Origin of the sequence: Arthrobacter sp. NicSoilB11 (genome assembly GCF_019977375.1) — a bacterium.
Classification (GTDB): domain Bacteria; phylum Actinomycetota; class Actinomycetes; order Actinomycetales; family Micrococcaceae; genus Arthrobacter.
Genome location: NZ_AP024657.1, coordinates 3,645,232 through 3,664,322 on the forward strand (window position 1 = coordinate 3,645,232; position 19,091 = coordinate 3,664,322).

Annotated in this window: 16 protein-coding genes and 1 tRNA gene; 7 read left to right on the forward strand and 10 right to left on the reverse strand. The window is 65.1% G+C overall.

Annotated elements, in window-relative coordinates; genetic code table 11:
* Positions 1-33: 33 nt before the first annotated feature.
* The 7 genes from LDO14_RS17000 to LDO14_RS17030 all read right to left on the reverse strand — a co-directional run bounded on the left by LDO14_RS17000 (position 34) and on the right by LDO14_RS17030 (position 6,094).
* Positions 34-930: a carbohydrate ABC transporter permease gene (locus LDO14_RS17000; RefSeq protein ID WP_056392567.1), complete on the reverse strand. Its 897-nt coding sequence runs from the start codon at positions 928-930 to the stop codon at positions 34-36.
* A gap of 2 nt (positions 931-932) precedes the next feature.
* Positions 933-1,835 (reverse strand): sugar ABC transporter permease, encoded by a 903-nt coding sequence (locus LDO14_RS17005; protein ID WP_018768978.1) that lies wholly within the window; start codon positions 1,833-1,835, stop codon positions 933-935.
* 26 nt (positions 1,836-1,861) lie between these two features.
* Entirely contained in the window at positions 1,862-3,196 is a 1,335-nt protein-coding gene (locus LDO14_RS17010; RefSeq protein WP_223992640.1) for an extracellular solute-binding protein, read from the reverse strand.
* A gap of 222 nt (positions 3,197-3,418) precedes the next feature.
* On the reverse strand, positions 3,419-4,417 hold the full coding sequence (locus tag LDO14_RS17015) for a LacI family DNA-binding transcriptional regulator (protein WP_134164157.1): 999 nt from the start codon (positions 4,415-4,417) through the stop codon (positions 3,419-3,421).
* 59 nt (positions 4,418-4,476) lie between these two features.
* Entirely contained in the window at positions 4,477-5,388 is a 912-nt protein-coding gene (locus tag LDO14_RS17020) for an NUDIX hydrolase (RefSeq protein WP_018768981.1), read from the reverse strand.
* Between the two features lie 15 nt (positions 5,389-5,403).
* On the reverse strand, positions 5,404-5,937 hold the full coding sequence (locus LDO14_RS17025; protein WP_018768982.1) for a RidA family protein: 534 nt from the start codon (positions 5,935-5,937) through the stop codon (positions 5,404-5,406).
* A gap of 1 nt (position 5,938) precedes the next feature.
* Positions 5,939-6,094, reverse strand: a complete 156-nt coding sequence (locus tag LDO14_RS17030) for a DUF4177 domain-containing protein (protein WP_009359196.1) — start codon at positions 6,092-6,094, stop codon at positions 5,939-5,941.
* A gap of 37 nt (positions 6,095-6,131) precedes the next feature.
* Between LDO14_RS17030 and LDO14_RS17035 the strand changes: the two genes are divergently transcribed.
* From LDO14_RS17035 to LDO14_RS17055, 5 genes are all read left to right on the forward strand, one after another.
* Complete coding sequence (locus tag LDO14_RS17035) at positions 6,132-8,453, forward strand: transglycosylase domain-containing protein (protein ID WP_134164158.1); 2,322 nt, start codon at positions 6,132-6,134, stop codon at positions 8,451-8,453.
* 6 nt (positions 8,454-8,459) lie between these two features.
* On the forward strand, positions 8,460-9,404 hold the full coding sequence (locus LDO14_RS17040; RefSeq protein WP_018768984.1) for a metallophosphoesterase: 945 nt from the start codon (positions 8,460-8,462) through the stop codon (positions 9,402-9,404).
* Between the two features lie 136 nt (positions 9,405-9,540).
* A complete protein-coding gene (locus tag LDO14_RS17045) occupies positions 9,541-11,349 on the forward strand; it encodes an ABC transporter ATP-binding protein (protein ID WP_056392563.1) in 1,809 nt (602 codons plus the stop codon).
* A complete protein-coding gene (locus LDO14_RS17050) occupies positions 11,346-13,172 on the forward strand; it encodes an ABC transporter ATP-binding protein (protein ID WP_056392561.1) in 1,827 nt (608 codons plus the stop codon). Before LDO14_RS17045 ends, LDO14_RS17050 begins: the two co-directional genes overlap by 4 nt.
* An 83-nt stretch (positions 13,173-13,255) precedes the next feature.
* Positions 13,256-13,332 (forward strand) — tRNA-Pro (locus tag LDO14_RS17055).
* A 137-nt stretch (positions 13,333-13,469) separates the two neighbouring features.
* Here LDO14_RS17055 and LDO14_RS17060 read toward each other — a convergent pair.
* A complete protein-coding gene (locus LDO14_RS17060) occupies positions 13,470-13,688 on the reverse strand; it encodes a hypothetical protein (RefSeq protein WP_018768987.1) in 219 nt (72 codons plus the stop codon).
* A gap of 128 nt (positions 13,689-13,816) precedes the next feature.
* On the opposite strand from LDO14_RS17060, the gene LDO14_RS17065 reads away from it, so the two are divergent.
* Positions 13,817-15,085 (forward strand): helix-turn-helix transcriptional regulator, encoded by a 1,269-nt coding sequence (locus LDO14_RS17065; protein ID WP_018768988.1) that lies wholly within the window; start codon positions 13,817-13,819, stop codon positions 15,083-15,085.
* A 48-nt stretch (positions 15,086-15,133) separates the two neighbouring features.
* Here the strand turns inward: LDO14_RS17065 and LDO14_RS17070 are convergent, their stop codons facing one another.
* Positions 15,134-16,072 (reverse strand): phosphoribosylaminoimidazolesuccinocarboxamide synthase, encoded by a 939-nt coding sequence (locus tag LDO14_RS17070; RefSeq protein ID WP_223992641.1) that lies wholly within the window; start codon positions 16,070-16,072, stop codon positions 15,134-15,136.
* A gap of 1 nt (position 16,073) precedes the next feature.
* On the reverse strand, positions 16,074-17,390 hold the full coding sequence (gene purD, locus LDO14_RS17075; RefSeq protein ID WP_018768990.1) for a phosphoribosylamine--glycine ligase: 1,317 nt from the start codon (positions 17,388-17,390) through the stop codon (positions 16,074-16,076).
* A gap of 95 nt (positions 17,391-17,485) precedes the next feature.
* On the opposite strand from purD, the gene LDO14_RS17080 reads away from it, so the two are divergent.
* Entirely contained in the window at positions 17,486-19,072 is a 1,587-nt protein-coding gene (locus tag LDO14_RS17080) for a molybdopterin-dependent oxidoreductase (RefSeq protein ID WP_223992643.1), read from the forward strand.
* Positions 19,073-19,091 lie beyond the last annotated feature (19 nt).

Below are 19,091 nucleotides of genomic sequence, written 5' to 3' on the forward strand. Positions count from 1 at the left end.
AGGTGTGGGTCTGGATGGGCGGAAGGTGCCGGCTCAGGTTCCGGCGAGGCCCGTCGTCGCGACGCCCTTGATGATCTGGCGCTGGAAGAAAAGGAACACGAGGATGAGCGGCAGCGCCGCGAGCAGGGCGGACGCCATGTTCTGCGCGTACTGGATGCCGTAGGCGCTCTTGATGGTTTGCAGGCCCACCGGGAGGGTGAGCAGCGAGGCGTCGTTGGTGGCGATGAACGGCCACAGGAAGTTGTTCCATGCGCCGATGAACACAAAGATGGCGACGGCGGCCAGGATGGGCCGGGACAACGGCAGGATGATCTGGGTGAAGATCCTCATGCGGCTGGCACCGTCCATCACCGCGGCTTCCTCAAGTTCGCGGGGAATCTGGTCGAAGAACTTCTTGAGTACGAACACCATGGCCGGGTGGATGACCTGGGGCAGGATGATGGCCCATGAGGTGTCCACCATGTGCAGGGCGAGCATCTGGTAGAAGAGCGGAATGATCAGGACCGGCGGCGGGACGATGATGGAGGCGATGATTACCGTCATCAGCACCTTCTTGCCCTTGAAGTCGATCCGGGACAGGGCGTAGGCCACGAGCGCCGAGATCACCAGGGTGATGGCCGTGATGGCGGCCGAAGTATAGAGGGAATTCCACGTCCAAAGCGGGATGTTTCCGTCCTGGAAGACCTTGACGAATGCGTCGGCAGTAAAGCCCGACGGCGGCAGCCAGCTGACCTTCGGAGCTGCGGCATCCGTCTCGCTCTTGAAGGCGGTGGCGGTGGCCCAGGCGAACGGGATCAGCCACAGGACCGCGATGGCCGCGGCCACCACCAGGGTGGCGATCTTGCCCGGGGTCATCGTCTTGCGGGGCTGGCGGGTTTCCTGGCTGGTGTTGGTGCCTGGCCGGGGCCGGCTGATGGTCTGGGTTGCCATGGTTATGCACTCCTGCGGCGCGTGATGACGAACTGCATGACCGAGACGACCACGATCAGTCCGAAGAAGATGTAGGAGATGGCTGCGGAATAGCCCAGCCGGTAGCCGGTGAACCCGGTTTCGAAGATGTACTGCACCACCGGCCTGGTGGACCCTCCGGGCCCGCCGGCGGTCATCTGGTACACCTGGTCGAAGATCTTGAGCGAGGCAAGGACCTGGAGGAGCACGATCATCACGGTGGTGGGGCCCAGTTGCGGCAAGGTGATCGAGAAGAGCTGGCGCCAGGCTCCGGCGCCGTCGAGGGATGCCGCCTCATAGTGCTGCTGCGGGATGTTCTGCATGGCCGCCAGGTACAGCAGGAAGTTGAACCCCACCGTCCACCACAGCGTGGCAATGACGATGGCCCACATGGCCACGTTGGGGTCGTTGAGCCAGGCGACTTTGGGGATGCCGATCCTGGACAGGGAATCGTTGATGAGGCCCAGCTGCGGGTTGTACATCCAGCTGAAGAACAGCGAAACCACGGTGGACGCGAGCAGGTACGGGGCAAAGTAGGACAGGCGCCAAAGCCACTGCGCCGGCAGGCCGGCGTTGAGCAGTGCCGCCATCACCAAAGCGACCAGCACCAGCGGGACCGTGCTGATGACGGTGAAGTAGAGGGTGTTGCCGAGCGAACGCCACATGTCGGCATCGGCGAAGGCTTCGGCGTAGTTCGCGAAACCGATCACGCTGTCGTTGGCTCCGGTAAGGGATTTGCCGGTGAGGCTCATATAGATGCCGTAAAGAACCGGCCACACCAGGAAGACGACGAAGAAAGCCAGGAAGGGCGCCGCAAACCCCCAGCCGCTGAGGTTGCTCCTGGCGAGGCTCCCGGTCCTGCGCCGGGCTGCTGGTGAAGAACTCATGAAGGACTCCTTTGTCGCTCGGGCGGTTAGACCGGATTTGGCCGGGAAAGAAGGGTGTTGGTGCGCTTTTCGAAGGCGTCCCATCCGGCCGCTGCCTTGTCGCGGCCTAGGAGGACGTTTTGGACGTTTTCGGCAAAGTAGGTCTGCCAGTCGGAACCGGAGCCGCTGAACCAGGCTTCGGGATCGTAGGCAATGACGTCTGCGGCGTTGGCGTAATGCACCTGCGGTGTGAGGGCCTTATACGCCTGGGACTGGACCACGGGCTGGTAGGCGGGGATGTGTCCTGCCTCCGCCCAGGACAGCGATCCTTTGAGGATGTCGCTGACGAACTTGTAGACATCGCGCCGCTTCGTATCGTCCACGTTCAATTGCCGTGGCAGGACGAAGGAATGCGAGTCCGCGTACGCGGCCGGGGTGCCAAAGAGCGTGGGGATCGTTGCAGCGTCCACCGGGAGGCCTGCCTTCTTCATGGTCGGCAGTTCCCAGACGCCGCTGAACAGCATGCCCGAGCCGCCGCGGGCGAATTCCGCGATGCCGGTGCTGATGTCGCCGCTCTTTGCCGCAATGGTGTCGTCGAAAAGCGATGCCATGAATTCCAGCGACTCAATGGCGGCGTCCCGGTCAACCTTCATCGGCTGGCCCGGCGTCAGCGTCATGTCCGCGCCGTGCTGCTTGTAGAGCGTGTAGAACAGCCGCCACATCTGGGATCCGCTGCCGAGGTAGCCAAAGGACAACCCGTGGGCCTGCGTGACCTTCTGCATTTCCTTGGCCATGGCCATGAACCCCTGCGGGGACGTGACCTCCTGCAGCTGCCCGTTACCACCCAGGACGCCGGCCTTGCGGGCAATGTCCGTGTTGTAGAACATGATGAACGGGTGCGAATCCAGGGCGATGGAAAACACCTTGCCGTCCTGCTGGCTCTTCTGCCAGATCCGCGGGGCAAAGTCGGCGCCGGTGACGCCGTGCTCTGCCAGCAGCGAGAGGTCCCAGGGCTCAATCAGGCCGCCCGGGGCGTAGCCCGGGACACGGCTGGCGTGCATGATGGCCAACTCCGGCGGCCGGCCGCCGGCCGAGGCCATGGCGAGCTTGGTGTAGTAGGGCGGGCCCCACGCAAGGACGGTCGGGTGCACCTTGAACCCGGGGTTGGCTTCGTTCGCCTTGTTGATCATGGCCTGCATCTTGATGCCGTCGCCGCCGGACAACAGATGCCAGAACTGGATGTCCCTGGCGGCCGCTGCGGAGGCATTCCCACCGCACCCTGCCAGGCCCGCCGCAGCAATGACGCTGCCCATTGCTGCGGTTCCCGACAACAGCTGCCGTCTCGACAGCTGCCTGCCTGCGAAAAAATCAAACTGCTTCACCCGTCACTCCTTTGGATGGGTCCGCTGAAAGTCATTCCCGCGCCACAAACCGTTGCTGCCGCATGCTGGGCAGCCATGCCCCGCGGGGCCCCCGGTGTGACGCACGCCTCACATTACATCGATGTAATGGCCACCGCAATGGATAATTGTTAGCGTTCGCAAAGTGACCCGCCACTCTCGATTAGGGCTCCCGCGCCAGGATCCCGGTCGGAGGGCAGGAGCCTAGGAGGTACTCTGCCGTTCCACGATCCGGTAATCGATGGCCACTACCTTCTGCGGGCCCTCACGGTCGGCCATGCGCTCGGTCAGGAGGCGCAAGGCCTCCCTGGCCACCTGGCGCTTGTCAAAGGAAACGGTGGTCAGCGACGGCACTGCATACCTGGCGTCGGCGATGTCGTCGAAGCCGGCTACGGCCACGTCGTCGGGCACCCTGATGCCCCGCTTCCACAGCACACTGAGGGCCCCGATGGCCATGGAGTCGGTGAAGCAGAACAAGGCCTCGGGCAGGGGATGCGAGTCAAGGTAGGTGGACAGCGCTTTCGCCGCCGTATCCGGGCTCCACTTTTCGCAGGGGATGATCAGTGAGTCATCCCAGCCAATGCCAAGTTCTTCGAGTGCAGCCTGGTACCCACGGGTGCGGAGGACGGCCGCCGCCGAGCCCCTGCCTTCCGCGGCCCCCAGCACGGCAATACGGCGCCTCCCGGTCCTGCCCAGCGCCAGCGTCATGTCCCGTGCGGCGGCAACACTGTCCACCCATACACGGTCAGCCAGTTTCTGCGTCACCTCACCCAGCAGGACCACCGGAGGCAGGGCAACCCCCACCTTCACGGCACTCTCGTCCAAAACCACGGGGTTGAGGATGAGCCCGTCGATGAGGTTGGACCGCGCCCGCGACATCAGCTCGTATTCGCGCGTGGGATCGGACCCCGTCTCCTCGATCTGCACGCTCCACCCCTGCTCGTGGGCCACCTCCACCACGCTGTGTGCGATCTCGGCGGAGTACGGCGTGGCCAGATCGGGCAGGGCCAGGGCGATGACGCCCGACCTTCCGTTGCGCAGTCCCCGGGCAGAGAGGTTGGGAACGTAGTCCAGTTCCGCCATGGCCTGCTCCACCTTGATCCTGGTGGGGCCGCTGACCGGAACAATGCCGTTCATGACGTTCGAGACGGTCTTTGGCGAAACCCCTGCGAGGCGCGCTACGTCCTTGACCGTTGCGCGCAAAGGCGCCCCCTTGCTCCCGGTGTGGCTTTGGTGAAGATTTTACCCGGCTCCGTGGAGCGTCAGCGTTCGCGCTGGTGGTCCCCCGCCACGGTCTTGGCAGCCTCGACTTCGAGCATGAGCCTGCCGTCCTCTTCAACCAGGGTTGGCTGGTAAACGTGGGGCTTGCGCTTGTAGCTCAGGTAGGCAATGCAGCCGTTGGCCGCGGCCATCTTCTCGAGCATGATTTCGGAACCCGGGACCAGCAGTTCGCCCAGCGGGCGGCCCACCGTGTTCTCCTGGCCTGCCTCGTCGCCCAGCGCCGTGGAGTTCCGCTCCTGGATCACCTGCGCGGCGTTGACCCACCTGCCCCACACGCCCTTGCCGTCCAGCAGCGAAGGTTCCTGGCCCAGCGGCACCGTGGCGGCGAAGTAGCGGGTGTCGAAGCGGCGGTGCGCGAAGTCGGGGCTGCGCCAGTTGACGAGGGACTTGAGCAGGTCGGTGCGCAGGGAGAGCCCGCGCTTGCCCAGCACCTGGGCAAGCGTCTTCTCCTGGTCGGCCACCGCCACGCGTGCCCGCATCCACTCGGACGTGGACGTGGCCTCCACCGTGCTGGACATGTCGGGACCGGCCAGGAGCACGCCGGTCTCCTCGAAGAGTTCCCGGATGGCGCCCACCACGTGGCGGCGGGCCAGCCCGACGTCGTCCGTTCCCATCTGCTCGGCCCAATGCTGCGGTGAGGGTCCCAGCCAACCCATGGCGTCGTCGTCGGCCGGGTCAAGGGACCCGCCGGGGAACGCCAGGACGCCCAGCGGCGAGGAGCCGGGCCGGTAACCCAGCCAAGTCTCCAGGCCGGTGGGTGAATCACGCAGGAGGACTACGGATGAGGCGTAGCGCGCGGCCCGGGGGGTGCGCTCGCCGTGTTCGAGCCAGCTTTGCGCCGCCCCTTCAAGGTCTTGGGGAAGTGCAAAAAGGCGTCGTGCGAGGTGCGGCAAGGGAAGTGTCCGGTCTTAGCTGAATTCGGCAATGAGCTCGACTTCTACGGGAGAGTCGAGCGGAAGAACGGCAACGCCGACGGCGGAACGTGCGTGCTGCCCGGCGTCACCGAGGACGCGGCCCAGCAGTTCCGAGGCACCGTTGACGACGGCGGGCTGGCCCGTGAACGAGGGATCCGAAGCGACGAATCCCACCACCTTCACGATCCGGGTGATCCGGTCCAGGTCCCCGATGACGCTCTTGACGGCGGCCAGGGCGTTGACGGCGCAGACCGCTGCGAAGCGCTGCGCGTCCTCCGGGGAAACGGTGGGCTCGTCGGCGTACCCTTCGGTGCCCGCGGACACCTTGCCCGTAGCTTCGAGTTTGCCGTTAATAAACGGCAACTGGCCCGAGGTGTAGACATGGCTCCCTGAGACTACGGCGGGAACGTAGGAGGCCACCGGGGCGGCGACCTCGGGCAGGGTGATGCCGAGTTCCGCGAGGCGCTGCTCGACGGCGGATACGGGCGCCGCTGCGGCGCTGGACTGGGCTTCTGCGGGGGTGCTCATGCTACTGCTTCTCCCTTTTGAGGTAGGCGACAAGGCCGTTGCCGTCAGGTCCGGGGACTACCTGGACGAGCTCCCAGCCGTCCTCTCCCCACTGGTCCAGGATCTGCTTTGTGGCGTGGATAATGAGCGGAATCGTCGCGTACTCCCATTTGGTCATGAAAGAAAGCGTAGCCCTTGCCGGTAAAGTGGAAAACATGGCGACTCGCAAGAACCCCTTATTCGACACTGCCACCACACTGGGTAAGATCCTTCTTTTCCTTGGTGTGAGCGCAATTTGCGGTGTCCTCGTGGCAGGCCTCCTGGTGCCTGCCGCGGCCGTCTCCGGCAGCGCGGCAAGCGGTTCCATCGACTTTTTCGATTCCCTTCCGGCGGAGCTGAAGGTAGATCCCCCCAGCCAGACCACCCGGATCCTGGCTGCCGACGGCAGCGAGATCGCCAGCGTCTATACCGAGAACCGCACCAAGGTTCCGCTGGACCAGATTTCACCGAACATGAAGAACGCCATCCTCGCCGTCGAGGACAGCAGGTTCTATGACCACGGCGGCGTGGACACCACCGGTATCCTCCGCGCGCTGGTCAGCACCATCCGAGGCAACAAGCAGGGTGCCTCCACCATCACTCAGCAGTACGTCAACAACGTTCTCAACGCCAACCTCGCCGCCGCCGGCGAGGAGGACCAGATCAAGCTGAACGGCGTCAACAAGGGTGTTGGTGACAAGCTCCGCGAGATGAAGCTCGCCATCGCCCTGGAGAAGGAGTTCAGCAAGGACCAGATCCTTGAGGGCTACCTGAACATCGTGTTCTTCAACCGTGATGCATATGGCATCGAGGCCGCTTCCAGGTACTTCTTCAGCACCACCGCCAAGGACCTGACGCTCCCCCAGGCAGCGCTGCTGGCCGGCCTGGTGAACAGCCCCTCCGCCTTTGACCCCATCATCAATCCCGAGAAGTCAAAGCAGCGCAGGGACCTGGTGCTGGGACTGATGCTTGACCAGAAGAAGATCACCCAGGCGGAACACGACGCCGCCGTCGCCACCCCGGTGGAGCCCAAGGTGACCCAGCCCAAGCAGGGCTGCGCCTACGCGGCCTCGGCCCCGTACTTCTGCGACTACATCCTGCACCTGCTGGAGAACAACCCTGCCTACGGCGCGGACGTCAAGGAGCGCCAGCGGCTGATCTACGGCGGCGGCCTGACCATCACCACCACACTGGACCCCAAGGCCCAGGCCACGGCCCAGGAGCAGGCCAATGCCGCCGCCGGCGCCAACCCCGACAAGTGGGGTGCCTCCATGGTGTCGGTGCAGCCGGGTACGGGCAAGATCATCTCAATGGCCCAGAACACCACATTCCTGCCCGGCCAGGGCTTCGATTCCCAGCTCAACTTCAACGTGGACAAGCTGGATAAGGACGGCAACGACCTCAACGGCATGGGCGGCGCCCAGCCCGGGTCCACCATGAAGCCGTTCACCTTTGCCGAGTGGCTCAACGAGGGCAAGTCCATGAACACCATGGTCAACGCGGCCCAGCGCGTTTACCCGATCGGCTATCCGTGGCGCAACACCTGCGGCAAGGTCCAGGGTGCCTACAGCACGGCGCAGAAGAACGCGGGCCTGGACGCGGCTGACGACCTCCAGAACGCCGAGCCCCAGTGGTACAAGCCGCTGTCGGTCCTGGAGGGCCTTTACAACTCGATCAACACGGTGACGTTTGCGTCCGCGGCACAGCTGGACTTCTGCGGCATCCAGAAGATCGCTGATGCGGTGGGACTGCACAGCGGCCTGCCCTCAGCGGACGGCAGCGAGCCGAACCCCAAGGTGAACATGATGACGCTGGGCAACCTGCTGGGGTCCACGCAGACCTCTCCGCTGACCATGGCCAGCGCGTTTGCCACCTTCGCTAACGACGGCAAGTACTGCGAGCCCATCGCCATCACCTCGGTGACGGACGCCACCGGCAAGCAGCTCCCGGCACAGTCCAGCAGCTGCCGTGACGCCATCAAACCGGAGGTTGCACGCGGCGTGAACTACGCGCTCCAGGAAGTGCTGAACAGGGGCTCCGGTTCGCTGATCCAGCCCCGGATTTCCACCAAGACCAGCTTCCCCATTGGTGCCAAGACCGGTACGTCCAACAACAACGGCTCCACCTGGGTTGTTGGGCATACCACCGGCCTGGCAACGGCCGCCTGGTTCGGCGACCCGCTGGGAGCACAGGACCGTGCAGGGCAGAACATCACGGTCAACGGCAAGTTCTATAAAGGCATCGATGGTTACATGATCGCCGGTCCCATGTTCTCCAACTACATGGCGAAGATCGCCCCGGCATACGGCACCAACCCGTTCCCGGCACCGCCGAGCAACATGGTCAACGGAACAACCACTACTTCGCCTGGAAGGACCACCCCGCAGGCCACCCAGGCTCCCGTACCGTCCACGCCGGCAACGCAGGCGCCCGCCACCCAGGCGCCGGCCCCCGCCCCCACCAGCAATGGCAACGGGAATGGAAAGGGCAACGGCTAAGCACGCATGAGCATCGACAGCCTGGCAGGCCGCGCCCGCGCAATCGGGCGCGGCTTTGCCGTCACTGCAGGCGCCGGGGCCGCGGCCGGAATGGCAGCCTTCGGCTACGGCCTGTGGGAGAAGAACCAGTTCGTCCTCCGGGAGGAAACCCTGGCCATCCTCCCTCCCGGCCGCGGTCCGTTCCGCATCCTGCACCTGAGCGACATCCACTTCGTGCCGGGGCAGCGGAAGAAGGCTGATTGGCTAAGGTCCCTGGCGGACCTCAGGCCGGACCTGGTGGTGAACACCGGCGACAACCTCAGCCACGTGAAGGCTGTGGACCCGCTGCTGGATGCCCTGAAACCGCTGCTGCAGTTCCCCGGCGTCTTTGTCCCCGGGTCCAACGACTACTTCGCGCCCAGCCCAAAGAACCCTGCGTCCTACCTGCTGGGGCCGTCCAAGGCGAAGCCCAAGCCGGTTGCCCTCGACTGGCCGCGCCTGCGGTCCGGCTTCGGCATGAGCGGCTGGGTGGACCTGACCAATCGCCACCAGTCATTGGTCCTCAACGGCATGCGCTTCGATTTCTCCGGCGTCGACGACCCGCACCTGAACCGGGAACGGTACGCCGGCTGGCCCCGTGGAACGGTCAGCCAGGATGCCAAGGACCACCTCAGGATCGCGGTCATCCATGCACCGTACCAGCGGGTCCTGGACCACTTCACCGAAAGCGGCGCGGACCTCCTGCTGGCCGGCCACACACACGGGGGCCAGCTGTGCATCCCCGGGTATGGCGCCCTCGTGGCCAACTGCGACCTCCCCACATGGCGGGCGAAGGGCCTCAACGACTGGTCAAGCAACGGAAGCACGACGCCGGTCAACGTGTCCGGCGGCATCGGCACCTCACGCTTCGCCCCGGTAAGGATCGCCTGCAAACCCGAGGCCGTCCTGCTGACCCTTACCTCCCCCAACTGAACCGAAAGCATTACGGTCTGCAATAACTGGGCAAGCAGCCGGCCAGCACCGCAAATCCCTGTGAACCGCCTCACGCCAATGGCATAGGGTAGTTGCTAGAGGAAACTACATTCGTTTTAGAGCTTGAGAAGCGGGCATGGCCAAGCAGACTCCATTTTTCCGATCCATCAGCCGTCTTTATCCGCACGTCCGGCCCATCATCCCCAGGCTCCTGCTGGGACTCCTGTGCGCCCTGCTCGCAAGCGTCGTGGCGCTGACCATCCCCCAGGTGCTGCGGGTCCTGGTCAATACCGCGCTGCAGCCAGGGGCCACGCCGGAGGCGGTCTGGGTGTCGGCTGCCGTCATCCTGGTCCTGGGCATCGCTGAAGCCGGACTGGTGGCGCTGCGCCGGCAGTTCGTCATCAACCCCGCCACCACCGTGGAGACCCGCATGCGGGTGTCCCTTTACAACCATCTGCAGGACCTGACCGTCTCCTTCCACGACCGGTGGGGATCCGGCCAATTGCTGTCCCGGGCCATGACGGACCTGAACTTCCTGCGCCGCTGGATGGCTTTTGGCGCCATCATGCTGGTGGTCACCACCCTGACGGTGATCATCGGCGTCGTGGCCATGTTCGCCATGAGCTGGCAGCTGGCCCTGATCTTCCTGGCCGCCGCCGTTCCCATCACCATCAACAGCTTCCGGTTCCGCACCCGGTTCAGCAAGGTGGCGCGGCGAAGCCAGGACCAGGCCGGCGACCTTGCCACCACTGTGGAGGAATCGGTCCACGGCATCCGCGTGCTCAAGGCCTTCGGACGCAGCCGGGAAGCCCTGGAAAACTTCAACGAACAGGCAGAGGGCCTGCGCCAGACAGAGATCGAGAAGGCACGCCACCAGGCAACGTTCACCATGGTGGTCACCCTGCTTCCTGAACTCGCCCTGGGAGCCGGCCTGGTGGTCGGGGTCATGCTGTGCGCCAGCGGCCAGCTGAGCATCGGCTCCCTGGTGGCGTTCTTCGCCACCGCGGCAGTCATCGCCTCCCCCGTGGAATTCTCCGGCATGCTGCTGGCCATGGCACTCACCGCCAAGACCGCCGTCGACCGCCACTACGAAGTGATGGACACGCAAAACACCATCACCAGTCCTGCCCAGCCCCGCCGGCCGGCTGAGCTGGCCGGGGCACTGCGCTTCAACAACGCAACCTTCGCCTTCGAGGACGCCCCGGACAAGCCCATTCTCAAGGACATCAACCTGGACATCCGGCCCGGCGAAACCATGGCCCTGGTGGGCATCACCGGCAGCGGCAAGAGTGCGCTGATCCAGCTGGTGCCGCGCCTGTACGACGTCACCGGCGGCGCCATCACCATCGACGGCGTCGACATCCGGGACTTCGGCGTGGAGGAGCTGCGCCGGATCGTGGGGGTGGCCTTCGAGGACACCACGCTCTTTTCCAATTCCGTGCGGGACAACGTCCTGCTCGGCGCCCCGGCCCGCACAGAGGAGGTCCTGGACGAGGCCCTCGATGTGGCGCAGGCGCACTTCGCCTATTCCCTGCCCGGGGGTGTGGACACGTTGATCGGCGAGGAAGGCCTGAGCCTGTCCGGCGGCCAGCGGCAACGGATCGCCCTGGCACGTGCCATCGCCGCCCGTCCGCGGATCCTGGTCCTGGACGACCCGCTGTCAGCCCTGGACGTCCACACCGAGGAGCTGGTGGAGGCCCGCCTCCGCGAGGTCCTGAAGGACACCACCACCCTGATCGTGGCCCACCGGCCGTCCACGGTGGCCCTCGCGGACCGGGTGGCCCTGCTGGAAGACGGCCGCATCGCCGCCGTCGGAACGCATACCGAACTGCTGGCCCATAACCAGCACTACCGCTACGTCATCGCCAGCCTGGACCGGGAGCCGCGGGACCTGGACTCTGAACTGTCGGCACTTGAAGACAATGCTGAGGAAGTGTCCCGATGAGCACTGCAACGTTCGGCACCGCAAATGAAGACAATGCCCACCTCAGCAAGAGCGACAGCCGGGCAGTACGACGGCGGTCACTTGCCCTGCTGCGATCGCTGATCCGTCCCGTGCGGGCGCGGTTCTGGCTGACCATCGCCATGGTGGTCCTGTCCCAGGCCGCGCGGGTGGCCGGCCCGGCACTGATCGCGTTCGGGATCGACCATGCCCTTCCCGCCCTCCAGGCCGGCAACAACGCCCCCTTGGTGTTCACCGGCGTCGGCTACCTTCTGGCAGCCATTGCGACGGCGGGACTCACCGCCCTGTACGTCACCTCCACGGCGCGGCTCAGCCAGGCGATGCTGCTGGACCTCAGGGTGCGCGTCTTCCGGCACACGCAGCGGCTCAGCCTGGAGTTCCACGAGAAATACACCTCCGGCAGGATCATCGCCCGGCAGACCTCAGACCTTGAAGCACTGCGCGAACTCCTCGACTCGGGGGTCAGTTCACTGGCTTCGGGAATGCTCTTCATGGCCTTCACCGCCGTCACCATCTTTGCCCTGGACTGGCGGAGCGGTTTGCTGGTGCTGGCCGCCGGCGTGCCGATGTTCTTCCTTTCGCGCTGGTACCAGAAGCACTCGCAGATTGCCTTCAGGGAGTCCCGCGTGGTCTCCGCCCGGCTGATCGTGCATTTCGTGGAGACCATGACCGGCATCCGCGCCGTCAAGGCCTTCCGCAAGGAGAAGGAGAACTCGGAGCGCTACGGGAAACTCGCCGAGGACTACCGCCTGGTCACAGTCCGCTCCATCAACCTCAACGGCATCTTCCAACCGGGACTGGTGCTGATTGGCAACGTCTGCGTTGCCGTGGTCCTGCTCTTCGGCGGATTCCGGGTGCTGGACGGCGGCCTGGCAGTGGGCGTACTCCTGGCCCTCATCCTGTCCACCAAGCGCTTCTTCCAGCCGGTGGACCAGATGGCCATGTTCTACAACTCATTCCAGAGCGCGCAGGCAGCACTGGAGAAGGTGTCCGGACTGCTCGAAGAGGTTCCCACGGTCCGGCCACCCAGGAACCCGGTGGCCCTGCCCAGCGCCACGGGACGCATCGACTTCAACGGCGTCGAGTTCCGCTATGGCGACGGTCCGTTGGTGGTGCCGCGCCTGGACCTGCACATCCCGGCCGGACAGACAGTGGCGCTGGTGGGACAAACGGGCGCTGGAAAATCCACCCTGGCCAAACTCATCGCCCGGTTCTACGACGTCACCTCGGGAACGCTCACCCTGGACGGCGTGGACCTCCGCGACCTGGCCACCACCGACCTCCGCCGGAACATCGTCATGGTCACCCAGGAGGCCTTCCTGTTCAGCGGCTCGGTGGCGGACAACATCGCCCTGGGCCGGCCGGAGGCATCACGCGCCGAAATCGAAGAGGCCGCCAAGGCAGTTGGCGCCCACGAATTCATCCTTGAACTTCCCGAGGGCTACGACACCGATGTCAACAAGCGCGGCGGCAGGGTCTCCTCCGGCCAGCGGCAGCTGATCAGCTTTGCCAGGGCGTTCCTGGCGCAGCCGGCCGTGCTGATCCTGGACGAGGCAACCTCCTCACTGGACATCCCGTCCGAACGCCTGGTGCAGGCCGGACTGGCCCGCCTGCTGGCCGGCACGGAAGCCAGACGCCGGACGGCGTTGATCATCGCCCACCGCTTGTCCACGGTGGAGACGGCGGACCGTGTCCTGGTGGTGCACGACGGGCGGATCGTGGAGGACGGCACGCCGGAGGAACTGATCGGCGGCGGCGGACGCTTCGCCGACCTGCATGGGGCGTGGAAGGACTCCCTGGTCTGACCCGCGTCCCGCCCCGGACCGGGCAGGATTTCGCATCGGGACCCGGAATCGGCTATCCTTGTAAAGTTGCTTTTGCAGCGGATCGGGATGTAGCGCAGCTTGGTAGCGCGCTTCGTTCGGGACGAAGAGGTCGCAGGTTCAAATCCTGTCATCCCGACCATAACGAAAAGAGGGTCTCCTTGCGGAGGCCCTCTTTTTTGTCTCGATGTGGTCACGGCCCGGCACACCGGGGTTAAAACGAGTGGCCCCGGAGCTGTTGCTCCGGGGCCACTCCCGCCTCCTGTGTGAGGAAGCTGTTTAAGCGGGATCAGGCCAGTTGCCCACGTACGTTGTGTAGGTAGTATCGGTCTTCTTGTCCTTCTTCACCTTTGCTGAGGCGGGATCAGGCCAGTTACCAACAGCTACCGACACACCCGAATTATCGGCGACGGAACCTGAAGCCAGGACGGCCGGAGCCGCCGCAGAAAAAGCCAGGGCCCCAGCCAGGACGGCCGCGGTTGCGATCTTCTTCAACATATAAGTTCCTCAATACGAGTCGGATTCGTTACAAAGCCAGCACTGTCCTTGTTGACACACATTGTAAAATATTTTCCACAGGGACTGTCAAGCATTCGGCAGCCCAAGTGTCCAGAAGGAGGAAACGCGTGGGCAACGGGTTCGGAGAAAAGCTCCGCGCGGAGCGCCTGGAGCGTGGACTGACACAGGCCGAACTGGGCAAGGACCTGTATTCACCCAGCTACATTTCGCTGCTGGAAACCGGCCGCCGGGAGCCGACAGCCGAAGTAATTGAAGAATTGGCACGCAGATTGGAACTGGCCCCCAAGGCGCTGGAGGCTTGGAGCCAGCCAATTTCCGTGAGCGACGCCGAGTACGTGCTGGCAGGCCTCTATGCCCGCCAGGCGTGGGACCTTCGTGATTATCCACTGGCGGCAAGCCACGCTGCCACGGCCGCAAAGATTGCCCTCGAGGGGCGGAACACCAGCGCCTGGTGGAACATGACCTATATGCAGGCCGAATGCCTCATCAAGCAGGGAAACTGGCGCGAAGCCCAGAAGATCATGGAGCATTTGCTGGAGCATCCCATGGCCAGGGAATCGGCAGGCCTTGCCGTACGGGCACACCAGATGCTGGCGGGTATCTACCAGGGACAAGGCCAGCTGAGCCTTGCCGTGGACCAGGGGATCCAGGCAGTGGACCTCTGCAGGCAGCTTCCCAAGGGATCCACCCTGATCATCAACGCCCATCACGCGCTGATCGGGGCGCTTGCAGAAAGCGGGCGGCTCGACGAGGCCTGGAAGTATTGCCAGGCCATGATCGACCACGTGGATGAGCTTTCCATGACGCAGCTCGCCGGCGAGGTGGCCTGGGTTGTGGGGAACGTTGCGTTCATGCGGCATGACTACACGGAAGGCGTCAAACACCATGAGCGGGCAGCACGCCTGCTCTCCCCCGCCAATGACATCGAACTGTGGGCCCGGTTCAACAAGGCCTCCGCAGCCGTCCGGCTTTCCTCGGGCATCGTGGAGCCGGAGACCCTGTCGGCAATCGAACGTGCCGAACTGGCCTTGTCGATTGTGGGTGGGAACAAGTCCGATCAGCTGGAGGTCGCCTTCATCCGTGCCCGCTGGCTGTACCTGACCGGGGACATTGTGGCCGCCGTCGAAAAGCTGCGGGAAATCCACGCCGAACGCGCGGAGCTCGCCAAGCACACCGCGGGTGAAGTTTCCCTCCTCCTGGGCAAGTCCCTCAAGGCCGCGGGTGATACGGACGAAGCACTGGTGCATCTCGAGGAAGCCCAAAAGGCCTTCGCCACTGCCGGCGCCCAGGACCGGGTTCAACAGGCGCTGGACGCGATCCTCGAGATTAAGCTGGCGCAGAAACGCGCCGCCGCTGCGGCTGCGAAAGCCAGCTGACCAGGCCAGGTAAACCCGCAGTGCGGGCTTACCTGGCTTCCGGTTGTTCTAGGAGAACGCCTTCCCCGTGATCCTCTCGTATGCTTCGACGTAGCGGCTGCGGGTCCGTTCCACTACTTCAGCGGGGAGCGCCGGCGGCGGCGTGTCCGAGGCCTTGTCCCAGCCGGACTCCGCCGATGTCAGCCAGTCCCGCACATACTGTTTGTCGTAGGACGGCTGGGCCTGGCCCGGCTTGTAGGTGGCAGCGTCCCAGAAACGCGAGGAATCCGGGGTCAGCACCTCGTCGCCCAGGGTGATCGACCCGGAGGCTGCGTCGTAGCCGAACTCCACCTTGGTGTCCGCCAGGATGATGCCGCGCTCCCGGGCGATCTTTTCCGCCGTCGTGTAAATCTTCAGCGTCAACTCACTGAGGCGGCCCGCGATGTCGTCGCCCACCAGCGCCACTACGGCGTCGTAGGTGATGTTCTCATCATGCTCCCCGATCAGCGCTTTGGCCGACGGCGTGAAGATGGCGTGCTCCAGCCGGGATCCGTCCACCAGCCCTTCCGGCAGCGGGATGTTGCATACGGTTCCGGAGGCCTTGTACTCCTGCAGGCCGGAGCCCGTGAGGTAGCCGCGGGCGATGCATTCCACCGGGAACATGTCCAGCTTCTTGCAGATCATGGCCCGGCCTTCAACCTCGGCCGGGACGCCGTCCTCCACCGTGGAGCCGAGCACATGGTGTTCCACGCCCAACTGGTCGAACCACCAGAGGCTCAGTTGCGTGAGGATGCGTCCCTTGTCCGGGATTTCGCTGGACAGCACATGGTCAAAGGCGCTGATGCGGTCGCTGGCCACCACCAGTACGCAGTCCTGCCCAACGCGCTGCAGGATGGATTCGTCGGCGGGCTCATAGAGGTCGCGTACCTTGCCGGAGTAGACGTGGGTCCAGCCGGGAAGATCCAGTGTTTTGGTGGCGTAGCCGCGGTTCTCTCGGTTTTCAGTCATGTCAGGCCTTTGCTTTCACGATGGGCATCGAACCGGTGGCGCCGTAAGGAACCTTGATCTCGCCACGGGCGGCTTTGCGGGCGATGTCGGTGCGGAACTGCGCCCCGTCCAGCTGAACCAGCTCCACGCCGTCGTACGCTTTCTCGCGCGCCTCCACCAGGTCACTGCCCAGGGCGACAACCGCCAGGACACGGCCGCCGGCGGACACCACCTTGCCTTCCTTGTCCAGGGCGGTTCCGGCGTGGATAACGTGCACGCCGTCCAGCGCTTCCACTTTCTTGAGGCCACGGATCCGGTCACCGGTGCGGGGCGTGTCCGGGTAGTTTTCGGAGGCAATGACGACGGCGACGGCGGCCTCCTTGGACCACCGCAGCTCCTCAGCCTTGTCCAGTTCGCCCTTGGCGGCGGCCATCAGCAGCGCACCGAGGGGGGTCTTAAGCCGGGCGAGGACGGCCTGGGTTTCCGGGTCGCCGAAGCGGACGTTGAACTCGATCACGCGGGTGCCGCGTGACGTGAGGGCCAGTCCGACGAACAGCACGCCGACGAAAGGGGTGCCGCGGCGGGCCATCTCGTTGACGGTGGGCTGGGCCACGCGTTCAAGGACTTCCTGCACCAGTCCCTCGGGGGCCCACTCAAGCGGGGTATAGGCACCCATGCCGCCGGTGTTGGGCCCTTCGTCATTGTCGAAGATGCGCTTGAAGTCCTGGGCGGGCGAGAGCGCCACCGTGTTCTGCCCGTCGCAGAGCACAAACAGGGAAACCTCCGGGCCGTCCAGGAACTCCTCGATGACCACGGAGCCGCCGGCGTCGAAGCAGGACTGGGCATGCGCCAAAGCTTCATCGCGGTTGCGGGTGACAACAACACCCTTGCCGGCGGCGAGTCCATCGTCCTTCACCACGTAGGGGGCGCCGAAGGTGTCCAGTGCCGATGCTGCTTCCTCGGCGTTGGTGGCCACCATGGCCATCGCCGTGGGGACGCCGGCTTCCGCCATGACCTCCTTGGCGAAGGCCTTTGAGGCCTCCAGCTGGGCTGCTGCCTTGCTGGGTCCGAAGACGGGGATCCCGGCTTCGCGGACGGCGTCCGATACGCCGGCGGCCAGCGGAGCTTCCGGGCCCACCACCACGAGGTCCACACCGAGCCGTGCGGCCAGCCCGGCGACCGCGTCGGGATCGTTGCCGTTGATGTCGTAGGTGGGAACCAGTTTGCTGATGCCGGCATTGCCAGGTGCCGCGTGGACCTCGGACACGTTGGGGTCGGCGAGCAGGGAGCGGACAATGGCGTGTTCGCGGCCTCCGGGGCCAATGACGAGTACCTTCACAGTGTCCAAGGGTACTTTGTGCACCCTCCCCGCTCCTAAGCTGTGTCCTCCCCCGCCTGGTCAATCCGGAGTCCCGCCCGCTCCGAACCATACATATGACAAAGCTGCGAAACAGGATGACAGGCGCCGGAACCATGGCCGCGTTGGCAGGCGTGGTGGCAGCCGCCGTCGTACTTGCCGTTGCGGAGCTGATTGGCGCATTTTTTACCGCCCGCGCCACCCCCCTCTTTGCCCTGGGGTCCACCTTCATCGACTTCACGCCGCCGTGGCTCAAGGACTTTGCGATCGCCACGTTCGGCACCAACGACAAGACAGCGCTATTCGTGGGCATGGGCCTGACCATTGCGGTGCTCGCCTGCATCCTGGGCGTGGTGGCCTACCGGAAATGGGCCCTCGGCGTCCTGGGTGTACTTTTCATGGGGGCCGTGATCGTGGCCAGCGTGGTGACCCGCGCCGGCGTCGGCGCCGCTGACGCCATCCCTTCGGTGCTGGGAACCCTGGCCGGACTGGTGGTCCTGCACCGCCTGATGGTGCCGCTGTGGGGGCTGAAGGCGTGGCCGGAAGCGCCGGCGGATACAGCGTCCGACGGCGGCGAACGGCCTGGGGGCGAAGGCACCAGCCGCCGGCGCTTCTTCGCCACTGCCGGGATCACGGCCGTAGCCGCGGGCATCGCCGCCACCGGTGGGCGGCTGCTGGCTGCGGCGCGCAGCAATGTGGCCCAGGCCCGTGAAGCGTTGAGCCTGCCAACGCCGGCGAAAGCTGCAGCCGCCGTACCGGGCGGGGTCCAGTCCACGGTCCCCGGCGTCCCGCCGTGGCTGACGCCCAATGGCGAGTTCTACCGGATCGATACGGCTTTGAGCGTGCCGGAAATCAACGTTGACGACTGGGAACTGCGCGTTCACGGGCTGGTGGAGCAGGAAGTGACGCTCACCTTCCAGGACCTGCTCGACGCCGAGCTGATCGAATCCCACGTCACGCTCACCTGCGTGTCCAATCCAGTGGGCGGCAACCTCGCCGGAAACGCCAAGTGGCTGGGCCTGCCCATCCGTGAGGTGCTGGCGCGCGCCAAGCCCAAAGAAGGAGCAGACATGGTGCTGTCAAAGTCCATCGACGGCTTCAGCGCTTCCACTCCCCTTGAGGTCCTGCAGGATGACAGGGACGCCATGCTGGCCATCGGCATGAACGGTGAGCCGCTTCCGCTGGAGCACGGCTACCCCGTGCGGATGGTGGTCCCCGGACTGTACGGGTTTGTGTCCGCCACCAAATGGGTGGTGGACCTGGAGGTCACCCGTTTCGCGGACAGCAAGGCCTACTGGACCGAGCGCGGCTGGTCCGAGCGCGGCCCCATCAAGACGATGGCCCGCGTGGACGTGCCCAAGTCCTTCGCGAAGGTGCCGGCCGGAAAAGTCGCGGTGGGCGGCACCGCATGGGCCCAAACTCGCGGCATCAGCAAAGTGGAAATCCAGATCGACAACGGCGGGTGGGCGGAAGCCACCCTCTCCGCCGAAGCGTCCACCGTTACCTGGCGCCAGTGGTCCTACGAGTGGGACGCCACGCCCGGCCCCCACTACATCAAGGTACGGGCAACCGACGGGACCGGGGCGGTCCAAACCGACCAGCGCGCAGATCCCGTGCCTGACGGTGCGTCAGGCTGGCAGTCGATAATGGTCACCGTGCAGTAGGCCGCAGCCCGGAGTGCCC

Coding starts and splice junctions, on each gene's coding strand:
- LDO14_RS17000 (WP_056392567.1), bottom strand. CDS start 930: ATGGCAACCCAGACCATCAGCCGGCCCCGGCCAGGCACCAACACCAGC.
- LDO14_RS17005 (WP_018768978.1), bottom strand. CDS start 1,835: ATGAGTTCTTCACCAGCAGCCCGGCGCAGGACCGGGAGCCTCGCCAGG.
- LDO14_RS17025 (WP_018768982.1), bottom strand. CDS start 5,937: ATGAGCACCCCCGCAGAAGCCCAGTCCAGCGCCGCAGCGGCGCCCGTA.
- LDO14_RS17030 (WP_009359196.1), bottom strand. CDS start 6,094: ATGACCAAATGGGAGTACGCGACGATTCCGCTCATTATCCACGCCACA.
- LDO14_RS17035 (WP_134164158.1), top strand. CDS start 6,132: ATGGCGACTCGCAAGAACCCCTTATTCGACACTGCCACCACACTGGGT.
- LDO14_RS17040 (WP_018768984.1), top strand. CDS start 8,460: ATGAGCATCGACAGCCTGGCAGGCCGCGCCCGCGCAATCGGGCGCGGC.
- LDO14_RS17045 (WP_056392563.1), top strand. CDS start 9,541: ATGGCCAAGCAGACTCCATTTTTCCGATCCATCAGCCGTCTTTATCCG.
- LDO14_RS17050 (WP_056392561.1), top strand. CDS start 11,346: ATGAGCACTGCAACGTTCGGCACCGCAAATGAAGACAATGCCCACCTC.
- LDO14_RS17060 (WP_018768987.1), bottom strand. CDS start 13,688: ATGTTGAAGAAGATCGCAACCGCGGCCGTCCTGGCTGGGGCCCTGGCT.
- LDO14_RS17070 (WP_223992641.1), bottom strand. CDS start 16,072: ATGACTGAAAACCGAGAGAACCGCGGCTACGCCACCAAAACACTGGAT.
- LDO14_RS17080 (WP_223992643.1), top strand. CDS start 17,486: ATGACAAAGCTGCGAAACAGGATGACAGGCGCCGGAACCATGGCCGCG.